12 protein-coding genes are annotated in these 14,666 nt (G+C 40.2%); 2 read left to right on the top strand and 10 right to left on the bottom strand.

The features are described from left to right. Positions 1–7: 7 nt before the first annotated feature. The 10 genes from ACQ86H_RS00765 to ACQ86H_RS00720 form a co-directional block, all read right to left on the bottom strand. Positions 8–841 carry a hypothetical protein gene (locus ACQ86H_RS00765; protein WP_431293531.1) on the bottom strand — a complete coding sequence of 278 codons (834 nt, stop codon included), beginning with the start codon at positions 839–841 and terminating at the stop codon, positions 8–10. 5 nt (positions 842–846) lie between these two features. Continuing rightward, entirely contained in the window at positions 847–2,106 is a 1,260-nt protein-coding gene (locus ACQ86H_RS00760) for a hypothetical protein (protein WP_431293530.1), read from the bottom strand. A gap of 23 nt (positions 2,107–2,129) precedes the next feature. Beyond that, on the bottom strand, positions 2,130–2,579 hold the full coding sequence (locus ACQ86H_RS00755; RefSeq protein ID WP_431293529.1) for a hypothetical protein: 450 nt from the start codon (positions 2,577–2,579) through the stop codon (positions 2,130–2,132). A gap of 38 nt (positions 2,580–2,617) precedes the next feature. Continuing rightward, positions 2,618–4,753 (bottom strand): hypothetical protein, encoded by a 2,136-nt coding sequence (locus tag ACQ86H_RS00750; protein ID WP_431293528.1) that lies wholly within the window; start codon positions 4,751–4,753, stop codon positions 2,618–2,620. A gap of 113 nt (positions 4,754–4,866) precedes the next feature. Continuing rightward, positions 4,867–6,402, bottom strand: coding sequence for a hypothetical protein (locus tag ACQ86H_RS00745; protein ID WP_431293527.1), 1,536 nt, complete (start codon positions 6,400–6,402; stop codon positions 4,867–4,869). Positions 6,403–6,420: 18 nt separating this feature from the next. Beyond that, the gene (locus tag ACQ86H_RS00740; protein WP_431293526.1) at positions 6,421–6,615 is read right to left on the bottom strand and encodes a hypothetical protein; all 195 of its coding nucleotides are present in this window, start codon (positions 6,613–6,615) and stop codon (positions 6,421–6,423) included. Next, positions 6,603–6,758 (bottom strand): hypothetical protein, encoded by a 156-nt coding sequence (locus ACQ86H_RS00735; protein WP_431293525.1) that lies wholly within the window; start codon positions 6,756–6,758, stop codon positions 6,603–6,605. Before ACQ86H_RS00735 ends, ACQ86H_RS00740 begins: the two co-directional genes overlap by 13 nt. Before the next feature lie 158 nt (positions 6,759–6,916). Continuing rightward, a complete protein-coding gene (locus ACQ86H_RS00730) occupies positions 6,917–8,323 on the bottom strand; it encodes a hypothetical protein (protein WP_431293524.1) in 1,407 nt (468 codons plus the stop codon). Positions 8,324–8,620: 297 nt separating this feature from the next. Continuing rightward, positions 8,621–9,775: a transglutaminase domain-containing protein gene (locus ACQ86H_RS00725; protein WP_138819107.1), complete on the bottom strand. Its 1,155-nt coding sequence runs from the start codon at positions 9,773–9,775 to the stop codon at positions 8,621–8,623. A gap of 247 nt (positions 9,776–10,022) precedes the next feature. Then, entirely contained in the window at positions 10,023–10,634 is a 612-nt protein-coding gene (locus tag ACQ86H_RS00720; RefSeq protein WP_431293523.1) for a GIN domain-containing protein, read from the bottom strand. Positions 10,635–11,467: 833 nt separating this feature from the next. Here ACQ86H_RS00720 and ACQ86H_RS00715 point away from each other — a divergent pair. Further along, positions 11,468–13,024, top strand: a complete 1,557-nt coding sequence (locus tag ACQ86H_RS00715; RefSeq protein ID WP_431293522.1) for a hypothetical protein — start codon at positions 11,468–11,470, stop codon at positions 13,022–13,024. Between the two features lie 25 nt (positions 13,025–13,049). After that, on the top strand, positions 13,050–14,642 hold the full coding sequence (locus ACQ86H_RS00710) for a hypothetical protein (protein ID WP_138819110.1): 1,593 nt from the start codon (positions 13,050–13,052) through the stop codon (positions 14,640–14,642). Positions 14,643–14,666 lie beyond the last annotated feature (24 nt).

Here is a 14,666-nt window from a genome sequence, read left to right as displayed (position 1 = left end):
CTGTCGTTCAGGTTTTTTCCCTTACATTAAACCAATACCGGTTTCCATCAGATAGTTCGGCTTCACCTTTAATAATCGGACTGATGTTTTGAAGTAAAGCCGCACTGAACGGCAGCAGGAAAGCGATTTCGGCATCTTTATTAACCGACAGATAAGAGTTTTGCAGGATGATATATTCTACAATCATATCGGCCAGTATTTTTACCCTGGGGTCGGCACCCTGACCTGGCAGTTTGGCCGATCCAAGCGCTTCAGCCTTACTATTTTTGTAAAGGTTTAAATAAAGTACATCATCAATGCCATTCATGAATAAAATAGCCTTGTTGTTTGATAAAATCTGCTTTTGGGCAAGTATATTAAAAAGGGTATTGTGATAAGCAATGCGGTCTAAATTAAAATAGCCGGCCTCCTGAAACAGGTTTTCGATCAGCGATTTCTCATTGTCTTCAATATCATCATCAAATAAAAAGCGTAATGGAAACTGCTGCCTGTACGATTCGATAGAATCTGATTTGTATAATACGGTGTTTAAAAAGTGTGATAAGTATTGTTCAAAACCATAATAAAATAGCTGTTTAACAGGTTTTTTGTTGCCATATATACTGAAATGTTTAGCCGGATCTTTTACAATTTCGAAATAATTGCCATAAGCATAAGGATCGTTTTTGTAAAAGCGTTCCCTGGCGGCGGCACCAAAAACAAAATCGTTGCCATTTACATAAAAGTATAAGGGAATCTCGTTCGATTCCCTCATTTTTAATGGGGCATAAGGGTTACCGTCGGCTTGATACCAGAAAGTAACCGTCCGCTTCGATATTTTTGCCAATACACAGAATCCCATCGTTACTATTGTTTTTGAATGCCTTTAAGCAGGTGTTTTTCAAAGAATTTCATCCCTTCCAGAATGATGATCGGCGCTACATAATCGAAATCTTTCTGATCATCGTGTTTCCGCTTTTGTGCTTTGATAAAATCGGGCTCTCCTTTGATGTAGTTCTCGATGTTCATATCCTGGAAACCCGCCATAAAATCTGTCGCATTCATTTTTAAACCGAACATGCTGGATGATACCTTGTAAAACAGATCAGCAAAATCCATAAACCTTGGACAGTGTGGTTTGCCTTCCTGTGGCAGGCAGATAAAATGATTGCCAATGTGTTCCAGCATCTCAGGCGTAATGGAATTGGTTGATTCGAGGTATTTAAATTCGCCATTTGGCGTAACCACACAGAAATTATCTTCGCCCAGGATCTCAATGGCCTGTTTGTTGGTGGGCACCAGAATGCTGGTGATATTGGTTGGGATGGCCAAACCTTTCGATACTTCGTATTTAACATCCGCATTATCTGTTCCGCGCTGCGAATTGATATCGATTATTTTTAAAGGGCTTGTGGTAATCGGACTAATGGTTTGTTTGGCCACTGCTTCCCCGCCCATTCCCCTGATAAACATCTGTGTATAATAATCATCTGCTGCGGCCGGATTTACCGCGGTAAACCAGTCGAATATCCTTGCTCCTTTACCAGCAAATGCAATTTTTATTTTAGGCGGGATGGCTTTAACGGCTGGTGGTGCATCTTCTGATTTAACAATTTCATTCCTCAGTTTATAAGCCAGTTGGCCTGCGTAAAACATAATCAAACCGGTAACGTAAAGGTTAATGCTCATCATTTCTTTACACTCGGCAGCGATTAAAAGATAAAAAGTTTCAAAATCCGAAGCTTCTAAACGGTCAACAACCTGTTCGAAATAATAGGGTGCAGTATTTTCGTTAAATTTAGGCGTGCCTGAATTTAAACCCTGGATCGATATTTTTTTCTTTTCACAAATCCTGAGCAGTACATTTTTAAAGTTGGGCGAAAATTTGGTTGCCTGTGCCACACGTTCGGCGGCGAAACGAATGGAGTTCTGTTTGATCATTGCCTTTCCACCTTCCATCTGGCACAATGCGGTAATATCCGTTGTACTGCCACCAATATCGAAACAAAGCACCAGTTCTCCGGGATTAATGGAGTAACCCCCATTCGGACGGACCAGGTAATTGGCTACAGCACAGGCTTCGGATAAAGATTCTTCATTGCTTAACTTTTTGAAATCGAACCTCACCGGGCCGGTTTCTGTTTTGATATCTACCGCTGTAAGTGTTTTTTAGCCTCGTTGCCCCATCCAGTAGCAACGGCTGTTTTGGCTTGTTCGCCCCAGCCACTATTGCCGGTGTCTGTCGAACCCCATGCTGATGTTGTGGCTGCAGGTGCTGAATCCTGGCTGCCCCAACCACCCGATTGAGCTACGGGAGATCCCCAGCTGCTGTTACCCGACGTATCGCCTATATCAGAAAGATCGGAAGGAGGGAAGGTTTTTAATTTAACATTGCTTTCAATCGGTGATATTTCTTTAAGCGAATCCCATATCCCCCTGTATTCGCTTAATAATTCTTTACCCATTGATGAGGGGTATGACCATTTTAGTGTATGCGGCTCATGCCCTTCAATAAATAACTGCGCATACACATGAAGCAATAGGGTACTTAAATAGGCGGTTTTGTAGCTCTTGTCAATCTGCTGGGTAGACCATTTCATGTTGTACACCAGCTCGGCCCTGCCAATCCGGTTATAACCTAAAATGTACCTGTTGTTTTCTGCATTTTCAATGGGTAGGTTTTTTCAAAACAGGGGAAACCACCTTTTACGGCCTGCGCCATTAAGGAGTTAACCTGGATGTTGCCATCGTTTACCACTCTTCTCGAATCGTGTATGGTTAATACAGATTTGATGGAATTAGTAAGGATTTCATCGTTCTGAAAAAAGAAGATTTCATCTTCCACCGCAGGCCTTTCATCATTGTTTTTGCTGTCTGTAGCCAGCAATGATACCCTTTTATTGGTGAGTTTCAGGTTTTCGCAAACCTCGTTCCGCTGATCGGAAAAGTAAGCAATAGAAGAATTAGTACTGCCAAAATCGACACCTAAAAAGGCTGGCGACAATGTCCTTGGCGCGTTTAACATATTCACCGGTAAAGCCTGCGTATTGCCCGATCCATCGTAACGGATAATTCCAAAACCACAATCAACCCCTGCATGGGCAAATTTTACGCCTTTAAAAGGTTTGTTGCTTTCGTATATCTCGTATTTGTATTTATTGTCGGCAACCGCATTATTGGATGCGATATGCAACTGCGCTTTAATGTTGCCATATTTTTCGGAGATTACTGCTGCCTTTCCATTATTAGCCAGGTATAAAGGAATACCCTTTTCATCCAGTACGATCCTGAAAAAATCGTCATCCACATTTCCTATAAATGGCGTAGCCTGAAACTTGGCATCGTTATGTGGTATTTCAGAATACAGAAAATAGCGGTTCCATTGTTTGGAAATAAAATTGGGCCACATTAAAATGTCTTTACCGCTGATCGATTCGGAGGTTACCCTGTAAATTACCTCTTTAACAATCTCATTTCCGGTTTCGGTATATAGTTTTAACTGAACGATTAAACGTTCTCCGTCTTTATCTGCTGGGTCGTAAATGGCGGTAATCCTCGATTTTACGTTTGATGATTCTGAAATACCCACCAATGCATCAAGTGTGGCACCAAAAACATTTAGTGCCAGTGGCGTTAATGGCAGGGTAAAATAAGCATAGCTGTTCAGCTGGCCTTTGGTTTCGGCGGCCAGTAGCAATATGGGTTTTGATTTTAGAAAGTTCCGGGTTTCCATACCTTCCCTGCCAAAATCGATCTGGGCAATCTCGGTAGTATCCGGAAGCAGTAAATCTTTCGGATCGAACAGGATACTTCCTTCTTTCAATTCGTTATAGATAATCCCCTCCGAACCGTATAATTCTGTTGAATAATTGAAAAGCAGGCCAAAAGGATAATTGAATAAAGAGCCAACTTCGGGCGATGTAGATTTATCAAGTTTTGGATATCCCTTTGCCTGCTGATAAATGACCATATCGTTCATCCAGGCTTGGATACAGGTCGAAATATTTCCATATTCAGGTCTGATCAGTTCTTCTACTCCGGCATAATTTAACCTGAACTTTTCAATGTTTTCTAAAATGTGTTTGGCATAACCATACAGGGTAGATAGTTCCTGCGGGTTAATTTCTGACTGTAAAGGATCGATAAATTTTCCGTTCTGTACGTTGATGAAAGGGAATTTTTCTTTAATCTGGTACGATACCGATGTAAAAACAAAACTATCAGGAGAGGTTCCACCGATCACGTTGCCTTTAAAGGAAATGACATCAATAAAGGGTATTCTATCTGCATTATTGGCCAATGATTGATCGCACCACAAAGGTTTCCGCTCAAACAACATATTGCCAAATGCACCGGTAGGCTCGTATATATTTGCAGTTGCATTTAAATGCCGGCCATCTGAATAAGATAGATGAATTCTATTTGCTTCGATATCTTTATAGTTTAAGGCTATACAGCTGATCAATCCTTTCCATTCGCTGATCAGGGACTTATAGAATAACATTAACCCTGATGCTTCTGCGTCTTTATCGCGGATATTATCTATGGCATTTTTGAATAAATTAGCACGGGCAAATACAGAAGGTATGCCAGATACAATTGTTCCGATATTAACAGCAGAATTACCGTCCTGATCTACAGCGATTTCGGGAATCAGGATGTTTTTGGTAAATACTTCAAGCTGGGGAATTTTATCCCAGACAAATTCGACTCCGTTCGGCTCTGTTTTGGGATGAACTTTTATCGCCAGTGCTTTGATTCTTTTATCAGACATGGTTCTTTAGTTTATATCGAAGTTTTGTGAAATGGTAAGTGCATTAAAAATGTGCGCGAGGAATTTCTCTTTGGTAGTATTTACCTTTTGCTCGTCTTTGGGATTGGTATTGATCAGTTTTTCGACAAAAAGATCATAACGGTCTCTGAAAAGTCCGCCTTTACTCCAGTGGTGTTTTTCATCCAGGAAAATGGTGCCCACATCCAGTTTTTAAGTTCGGAAGGATTATCCGGGAATGCCTTGCTATCGAAAAGGAACCTGCCAGGGGCAACGGAGTTCCTCACCTGATAAAGCCAGCCTGGTATAAATTTGGCATCTTTAAAGGTGTAGGCAAAAAGTTTAAAATATTCGTTGATGTCTTTACACTCCGCATCGGTAATGGTACTGTATTGGTTCAGTTTTTGGTTTTCGCACTGTTTGATGAAACCCTTTATACCACCATCATCAAAAGCGCCACCGTTTTTGGTTAAAGAAATATGTGCCAGGGAGAAAAATGCACCCAGTTTGTTTACAAATATTTCACCCGATTTATTTTCGTTGCCAATAAAGTCGTCAAAAGAGAAGTTGAACGAATTATCTTTAAATTCTACCGCTTTATAAAGGTAATCGGCCTTTGCGCTGTTAAAACCATCATTTCGGGTAAAAAAATCGTAAGCGGCACAGGCACATAACAACTCTGTAATGTGGCAGGGGTTTTTCTGTTCGCTGCCACCGGTAATAGTCTGATTGGAAACATTGTTGCTATCAATTTTTTTGCTTTCTATTGGCCAGCCAATGTGGTAAAGCAGTTTATAACATTTCTGAACGGTAGGGTCGCTTTGGTAAAACTGCAAGGCTGCCTGACTGTTTAGTGGAAAAAACGATGAATCTGCGATTACACTATTGGCTTTACTGGCTTTCTGTTTATCATCGGGTTTATTGAAAGTGAAATACTCCGTTAATAAAGTAGAACCAAATTTGGCCTTGGCGAAATCGATACTTGCATTACCGTTAGAACGGATTTTTACAAAATCCTGGAGTGCTTTGGGGATTACCGGGATAGATGATGCACCTGTACCACCGAATATAGAACCAAAAATAAAAACCCTGGCATTTGCCCCAGCGCCCTCCAGTTTGCCCATAAAAGTGTCCAGTTCGCGCTCCTGCGATTGTACTGTTGCACCTTTGATGATATTGCGGGCGGCTTCTACTATGCCGTGGTACATCAGCATAGAACCTAAGTGGGTTTGTGCCCGGTAGCCATGATCTAAAGCAAATTCCTGTACCGAACTATTATCTAAAAACAGATCAGAGATTAATTTATTGGCTTTCTGCTGCTCGGGCGAACCTGTGGTAATTTTGGTAATGTTTTTATAAGTTTCTCTTCCAGGGCCAGCATAATTTGTGAAAAACCGGTGTAAATTCAGTTTGGCTGAAAAGAAAGTATTTGCATTTGGTGTTCCGCCTACACTGGTACCGGTTGTTTTAACCCGGTTGTAAAGGCCGATCAGTTCTTCAACCCGGCCCTTATTTCCGTTATTCTGATCGGTATCGAGCGTGAGGATTTCGATTTCCTGATTGTCGAACATCCCGATTCCACACAAGTGGGTAAAGGCTTCCAAACAACGCATCCCGGTACCACCTATGGCGATTACGAATAATTTATCCATTGATATTTTGATTAGGGATTAAAACCAGTGTCCGATTTTTCCGGTGGAAAATATTTTGCTCATTACAAAACCGATGATGATGTAGATGACGAAACCGATAGCTGTACCGATACTCAGGGCGGTTACATAATTATTTACAACCATAATATTTGCATCAGGCTTGAATGCATAATAACCCAGTAAAAAACATACTGCCGGATTTAAGATGGCCAATATCCAAAACCAGGTTTTACGTGCCTGTGGGTCTTTTGGATTGTTCCCCCTTCAAACTTGATGGCGTTTGCAATGATGGCCGATAAAAGAAGAAAGATCAATGCGGTAATGATCGAGATGATGTAAGCTGACGTTGATTCCATTTTAGAATTTATTTTAATGATGTTGGATTACTGTTTAGTTTTGATATAGTACGAATACACTACTTTATCTACAGGTTTAAGCTCCTGCAAGGTATTTTTGATCGATTCTGCTAAAGCAGTATTAGGGGTGTTTTTAGCGTTTAGCCATTCGAATTTGGCTATTTTAGCGCCTTGTAGATTTGGTGTGGCGTGTTTGATAAAATATCTACCTTAACTAATCCATCAGGATTATGGATGTTGGCTACGCTGAATTTAGGGTCGAAAGCAACACCAAATTCTACATGTTTTGGATTAGATGCCCTGGTATTGGTAAAAAGGCTTTGGTTGAGGGTAAAAACCTCATTAAGCCGGCTTGATGCCTGTGTTTTATAAACCCATTGTGCCTTTAATTTTCCGTCGGTATTGTAGCATGCCAGTGCAATTGCATCCTTTTCCTGATCAGAAAACTTAGCCTCGCCATTATTTCCTTTGCTTAATTTGGGTTGGTGTTTTTTAGCTTCTTCTGCTTTTGTAAAATTTTCGAAATCGGTGGTCACATCCGAAACTTTTACACTGAAATTTCCAAAAGTGTAACTATCCTCATTACTCAGATCGATAAAAAGTTTCCGGAAGAAATCGTTAAACTGGTTTTGGCCGGCATAAGTGCTGTGCAGTTGATCAATGTTTTTCCAGTCTAAGCCGAGTGGATAAAATTCGTAGTTTTTCCCGTTTTTAAGGCCGTTAACGTAACCCTCTTTTAAATCGAGTACATTTTTGGCTTTATCTGATTTTGCACTTTCATCATAAAAAATACCACCTGATTTTTCTGACGGATATCCGGTTGATAGTTGATAAGCACTGTTCGATAAATCAAACCTGATAGTTGATGGCGAAAGTTTTGATTCGAGTTTTGAAATCATACTTCCTGCATCCGGATTGCCACAGCTGAATATGGTAAAATAAAGGTGTTTATTCACCTTACCTTCTTTATAATCTGCAATAAAAAAATGGACAGCATTCCCTTTTTCGAGCCATTTGGAGAAGGGTATTTTAAGAAAAGCCGTATTGGTCACTTCTATGTTTTTTTGCCACTCTTCAAAATCGGTAATCAGGAGCGCATCACTGTTACCGTCAACAATTTTTTCTACAGTTGATTGCAATGGTGCCCAAATATCAGCGTATTGTTTTGGATCGCTTACCTGTTGGCCCAATTCAGTTGTATTGGTTACTTTTAATAATGATATTTTATTGGAACCTAATTTATATACTTCAAACTGTTGAGTGAGAACGGTGTTGAAGCAGGCCGACATCATGCTTTTGATCGTTGGATCACTAAAAGCCTTATTTATTCCAGATGAGAAATCAATATAAAGTGCCGGTGTACCTTTTTTGGTTTCACTGCCTGGAGTATTAACGTTATGGTACGCTTCGATACGCTTTCCTAAATCCTGATCATAAAGGTTAAAATTTGTAGCCGCGAATGGATCTTCTGATTGGGATCCTCCAGAACCTTTACACGCTGAAATTGCAAATAGTCCCAATAATCCCATTAGCCCGATAAAGTTCTGGGTATTGCCTGTTTTCATAATTTATACATTTTAGTGCTTTTAGTATTGTTTAGCTGATCAAAAGTATAAGCATGGCAACGGCAATCCTTACGGAAAACCGTAAAGAGAAAATTATAGGCAATAAAATTTAGATTTAATTTTTAGAACCGAATGGAAGTGATGGAGTTCGAAAAAAGATATGCTTAAACGAATACACATTTTATCTCTTTAAATTCATAAAACCTCATCAAAACCAGCGTGGCTATTAATTATAGGTTTTTTGAATTTCCTTCTTAAGCATACCCAAATGGGCTATTTCTGTATTTTACATCAAAATTATTTTGGTGTAGTCCAGAACAGTTCAGGATTATTGGTTTTATAATTGATAAACTTAACCCCGGTTTTCTGATTGGTTGATTCCCTCTTCTGAGGCCCCTGAACAATACCATCCAGTGGCAACAGTTCTACATAGGCCACTTCTTTTCCGCTGGTCCAGGTTTCGGTATCATACTGGCTCATCACGGGAGTTTCAAGGCGGTAAAGATTTTTTGCCATATAGGTTTGCAGGTAATATTCCTTAGATTGTAATGCGGTACGGTTCCAGTTTGCATCTGCATTTAATACCAGCGGCATACCTTTTACCAATCGTTCTCTTACTTCCTGTACACCGAGCAGATTGCCTTTTTCATCCATCACATACGAATCAAAGGTAGGGTCAATCCAGATCCACTTCTTAAGGTCTTTACTGTATACCATATTAATTACATGGCAATCATCAAAATTGGTTTCTTTTGGCATGCAGGTAATGTATCTGGAAGTAATGCCCATAGCGAGGTAACATTCGTTAAGCACTGTGGCCAGCATACGGCAGTTTACCCCGCGGTTTTGCTCCCTGCACACCCTAATCAGCTCAATTGCATTTTTAAGGGTAGGGTTACCGCTGTTCCCATCATGCCTGATCAGATTATGTACCCAGTGCATCAGGTTGAAAATTTTAGAAAGCTCGTTTCCTTTGCCCGCGACAGAATCTAGCCTGAGGTCTGTTCTGATGCGCACCAGATTGGAGTTATCCATGGATTGGTAGGTAAATACCGGGACTTCACGTCTGTCTGAAAGGTTGTATTTTCCCGCCTTTTGAAGTGTATCCAGGTAGGCAATGGGTCTCCTGCTGGGAGCCTTTGCATCATATTTTACCTGTGTTCTTGCGGTATCGGTTCCATTAACCAGGATAATAAAATCATATTCCCCAACCTTTGGATCGACATTGAATGATATGGATTCCTGGTCGGTATAAAAAGTTACTTTTTTGGCCGAGGTGCTATATACATCTAATTTTTCTTTAGGCATAACCGTCCAGGCGTTCTTTCTGACCGGGTAATTATCATCTTTGATATCAACACTGGTAGAAGTTGCCTTAACAATTTTAAGCTGCTTTTGGGCGAATGCAGTGGTTACTGAGAAAAGGAGTAAGGATAGAATAGTGCGGTTCATTTTCAATTGGTTTAAGGTTGGGGCTTAAAACAAAGACGTAAGGAAAATGAGGAAGGTTGCATTGCATCAAAAATAATAATTACCAGCTTAAAACCAAGATTACCTGTTAGATGTAAAAACCGATCATGCTCATTTTTAAACATGCGATCTTATGGTTTCGCGTGATACAGAAATATTCATGAAACTACTCCCTTAAACAAAAAAAGCCACCCAAATGGGCAGCTTTAACCTATTTGATTGATATTTTTTATTTCGCCAGAACCATTGCGTTCTGCTCTGCTTCCATGATTGCTTCAGATGTGTATGATGCTGATTTAAGACTGGCAAAGTCAGCTAATTTTACATTTTTCTTGTTGCTGGCAATCATTGTACTTTCACCAGCAGTACCACTTAATTTTAATACCGCATCATCCTTAACGATAGTATATAAACTGCCTGCTGTTGTTTTGATTTTCGCGGTAGCACTTTGATACAAAAATAACTGAAGGTATTTTACATCGAAATTATTGCTGGTTACCACCACTGATTGGCCATAAGCTTCAATTCTTTCTAAATCATTTACAGTAACATTCAGCGTTACCTGGCTGGTTTCTAACGAGTTGATAAATAAGGTTTTTCCATCAGTTGATACGGAGGTTTTTGCAGCGTCATAATTGCTTGCACCGGCTACGTTTTGTTTATCGCCCTGGGTTAAGACGATTTTAACGTTACCGCTTACCCAGATTCTGTTGAATTTTGATAATGAAGCAGTTTTTGTTTCTACTTTAACGGGCTCAGTGGCAAAAGTTGCCATGGCTGATGAAGTAAATACTACTGCTGTTAATGCTGCTGCGAATAATGTTTTTGCTAAAGTTTTCATATCTTTTATATTTTAAGTTTTTTGTTCTTGTTTTGATATTAAGACGCAACGAGCCACCAAACGTTGCAGGCAAAAACCCGGTATTATACCAGTGTAGGTAACCGCTAGACCAACGCCTGTAATTTCTAGACGAACGGTTGGTAACTTTCCATTGCAGAAATCCACTATTTATTCTCATTACTTATCATTTTACAGTCTTTTTAAGAAAAGTGCTAATGGTCATTTCAATTGTTTATAGCTCCTTGAACAGGGAAAACAGCCCCTTAGCCTAGATAAGTAAATTAAGTAATTGAATGATTTGGCAAACAAGTTGGCAGAACAAATATGGAGGATAAGCATGTGGCCCAGGTTAAAATTATTGTTTGGGGATAACGATCAGTTACAAGTAATTCAATCTGACTTTCTTTTGTTATTCCAAAGACCTGACTGTTAAAAGCTGCCCTCTAAATATCAGAAATGCTGTAATTAGATTGCTGTATTAACGATATAAAGCATATTAAATATTTAAACCTGTGCTAAAATGATATTCATCCATTTAGCAACCACGTAGTTCTACCTGGTTTTACTTTCCCGTATTTTTTCGGTTAAACAGATGTTTCTTATCGTGTTAATTTGAGAAAATTAAGCGGAGCACGAATCGGCTTAATAGAAAAACGTGATGAAAACAAAAAACCAGGCAAGCGGCTGAACCACTTGATTAGCACAACTCTTTTAATACAACCGAACCCAATACCGCTGCCTGTAAAGCATCAAAACGCTATGGCCGCAGGTGTGCCATATCCTGAACCTTAAAATACAATCAAAACCAACAGATATTTCAAGCCCTTAAAATCATGGAAAACAAACTCATCTTTAATCAGTATGATATGGTGGTGTCTTTTACGGAAGATACGCTAAATCAGGAACTCAAAAAACTCGTTACCGGTGGAACAATCAAGCCAACGGTAGTATTATCAAGAACCGCAGACAATAGCGGTAATTATAACTATACGGTATGGGATAGCGAAAGCCAGGTCCCGACCGGAGCGGAGTACATCAGCGGAAATATTACACCTGGTGTACGTATAGATCAATCTGGCAGCAATATAGTTCTGGTATTAAATTTTGATGCCGGCAAAGCCTCATTTATTGATAAAAATGGCTTTGGCCCCTTGGCTGAACTTAAACAGTATGATATGACGGGATGGAAGTATGGCTTTAACGTTAACCTCGATCTTTCGGAATTTAAGCCCGATGGCACAAAGATACCTTCGCCGTTGGTAGCAGAGCAGCTCAATAACTTCAGTGCTGATAACCTTTCAATAAGCTGCCTTTTTATGGATTTTGTTTCTACAGACCTGAAAAGTACCATACCGGCTGAAACTTCGTGCCCGGCAGAAATGACGGAGTTTATGAGCTTTTATTTTGAACATTTATCAGCCAGCGGCAATCCGTACATATTAGGCTATAATGCCAATGCAAATAATAATAGCACATTTTCGCAAAATATCCCGGCCGAACTAACGCCAACCGGAGCCAACTATTCAATGTTTACTGACCATGTGAACACTGGCACAAGCAACCTGAACTACGCCATGGTTACCAAAGGCGGTTTTGTTAATATTCAGGGCAGTTCGCCAACACTTGATAGCAACTGGTTTTCGGCAAACAGCAACCCTGATGGCAAAATAATCATTTCACACCTCCGTTTATTGGAGGCTTTGATCCTTGTTCCGTTCTATAATAATTTGCAGCAGCAGGTATTTCAACAGGTTTCGCAACATGTAAGTGTTGGCCCCGGTGAGCCCTATAATGCAGCAAAAACCGTGAGTGGCAGCAACTGGAGTTTCAGCATGTCAAATGTTAACGGAGGTGATGACCAGTATGTAAACACCTTTACCGTTGGCCTTCAAAATGCCCCTGATTCAATTGTTCTAAGTATGAACGGAGCCATTAATATTTATAAAGAAGTATCGAAAGATGCCTTTTTTTGCACAGCCAGGGCGCATGCAAGCGCCAACATCCAATGGGCCGGAACGGTTACATTAAGCATCAGAAACGGGCAGTTGAATTTGGATAAGAGTTTCGGTATTACCAGCAAAAATTCTGACCATGGTACCAATACCTGTGCGGATGCTTTTTCGTGGATGGGCAAAATATTGGGCGGCTTTCTTGACCTGTTTACATTTTGGACCGATGGCGGTGCGCTGTCGAATCTGCTGGATGGCGCGATGAGCGTTGATATACCAGGCATTGGCGATATTTCTATCGGCCTGGACAATTTTTCGAGTGTAATTACAGGCCTCATTATTATGCCAACGGGTTCAAATTATCAGCTGTCAGCATCGCCTGCATCACCAACTATTGATAGCGACGGCAACGTTTACCTCGATCTGTCAAAAACAAATTAATTAACATAGTTAAAACTTAATCGTGATGAAAAACACAAGTATTTTTGAACAATTTGACATGGTTGTATCCATGACTCAACAAACCATTAACGATCAGCTTACGCATCTTTCAAGAGTTGGTACCATCCACCCTTCATTTATTTTAGTACAAACAGTTGAAAAGGGAAAATACGTTTATAAAGTATTGGACGATGCAAGCCAAATTCCGGACGGCTGCTCATATATCAATGCCAATATCCTGCCGCAGATTAATATTTCAAACAGTGGTTTGGATATCACCTTTGTTTTAAACATGGTTTCGGGCACGGCTGCGTTTTGGATAGGACAGGGGCCTATGTCGCAACTTACCAATTTTGATATTGCTGATTGGGCTTATGGCATTGATGTGAATATGGACCTGTACAAACTGGAGCAGGATGATATTGGCAAAAAGATAGTTGTACCACCTTTAGTTGAAGCACAGCTAAAAAACTTTACCGATAATATGTTCAGCGTAAACTCATTGCTGATGGATTTTGAATCGGTTGATTTGCTGCAGTTTAACCCAACCCATACCACAGCAGGCAGTTCTGGCGACATAGGCATTGAGCAAATGGTGCTGTTTATGCAGTTTTATTTAAAATGGTTAATTGCAACAGGCAATCCTTACGTTTTGGGCTATGCTATCGCCCAGACAGACCAAACCCAGGTTCCAGTTACTGAAGTTGTACCTGACGAGCTTAAACCGGTAGGCACCACTTATTCGATGTATAGTGATGCGGTAATACCAGGAAAGAGCAACCTGAATTTTGTATTGGCTACCAAAGGCGGTTTCGGCCATATTTCAGGCTCGCCCGGAACTTTTGATACCAACTGGATAGGTGATAATGAGGATATTAATGCCAAAATGATTATCTCGCATAACGACCTGGTTGAAAACCTGATATTAAGGCCCTTGTATGAAAACTTTCAGAGCGGCGTATTCGATCAGATAAAAGATAATATAAACGTGACTTCGGGAAATACGTATGAGCAAGGCCGCACTTTTACATCAACGGGCATTAGCTATACCATATCAAATGTAAGTTCGGGCAATGACCAGTATGTAAATACTATCGATGTGAGCTTTAACAACAACGCTACAAGTGTTGATATTGTATTGAAAGGGCATGTACAGTTGTATAAAGAAGTTGATAAAGACATGGGGGTTTGTACAGCAAAAGCATATGCAGGTGGTACGGTTGACTGGTCGGGCCTGTTTACTATCGAAGCAACAAAAGATGCATCCGGGTACCCTACCTTAAAGGTTACGAACAGCAGTAAGATTGACAACCTCTCTTCTGACTCTGATCAGAATACATGCGCGAAGGCTTTTGCCTGGATAGGTAAAATATTGGGTGGAATTCTGGATGCCCTTACAGGTGGCCTCGACCAGGGATTTTTTACCGGCTTGTTTGATGGCCTGTTGGATTTACATATTCCACAAATCGGCAATATGGGTGTTGCCTTTGGCAATTTATCTAATGCGGTGCGCACTACTATTTTACTGCCCGGCGGACAGGTATTTTATTTCAAAACCCCATTTATCGATTCAGAAGCTAATTTCTACCTATCATTAACCTACAAAACAGATCATTAATTGCTTGTTTTTAATCTTCTCAAC

This window comes from Pedobacter sp. P26, from assembly GCF_050632135.1.
Classification (GTDB): domain Bacteria; phylum Bacteroidota; class Bacteroidia; order Sphingobacteriales; family Sphingobacteriaceae; genus Pedobacter.
The sequence above is the reverse complement of the archived record's forward strand: the minus strand, read 5'-3'. Positions and strand labels throughout refer to the sequence as shown.

What these genes read in the sequence shown, in the direction of transcription:
- ACQ86H_RS00730 (WP_431293524.1), bottom strand. Translation starts at nt 8,323, where the DNA reads ATGAAAACAGGCAATACCCAGAACTTTATCGGGCTAATGGGATTATTG.
- ACQ86H_RS00735 (WP_431293525.1), bottom strand. Translation starts at nt 6,758, where the DNA reads ATGGAATCAACGTCAGCTTACATCATCTCGATCATTACCGCATTGATC.
- ACQ86H_RS00755 (WP_431293529.1), bottom strand. Translation starts at nt 2,579, where the DNA reads ATGAAATGGTCTACCCAGCAGATTGACAAGAGCTACAAAACCGCCTAT.
- ACQ86H_RS00765 (WP_431293531.1), bottom strand. Translation starts at nt 841, where the DNA reads ATGGGATTCTGTGTATTGGCAAAAATATCGAAGCGGACGGTTACTTTC.
- ACQ86H_RS00720 (WP_431293523.1), bottom strand. Translation starts at nt 10,634, where the DNA reads ATGAAAACTTTAGCAAAAACATTATTCGCAGCAGCATTAACAGCAGTA.
- ACQ86H_RS00745 (WP_431293527.1), bottom strand. Translation starts at nt 6,402, where the DNA reads ATGGATAAATTATTCGTAATCGCCATAGGTGGTACCGGGATGCGTTGT.
- ACQ86H_RS00750 (WP_431293528.1), bottom strand. Translation starts at nt 4,753, where the DNA reads ATGTCTGATAAAAGAATCAAAGCACTGGCGATAAAAGTTCATCCCAAA.
- ACQ86H_RS00725 (WP_138819107.1), bottom strand. Translation starts at nt 9,775, where the DNA reads ATGAACCGCACTATTCTATCCTTACTCCTTTTCTCAGTAACCACTGCA.
- ACQ86H_RS00710 (WP_138819110.1), top strand. Translation starts at nt 13,050, where the DNA reads ATGAAAAACACAAGTATTTTTGAACAATTTGACATGGTTGTATCCATG.
- ACQ86H_RS00715 (WP_431293522.1), top strand. Translation starts at nt 11,468, where the DNA reads ATGGAAAACAAACTCATCTTTAATCAGTATGATATGGTGGTGTCTTTT.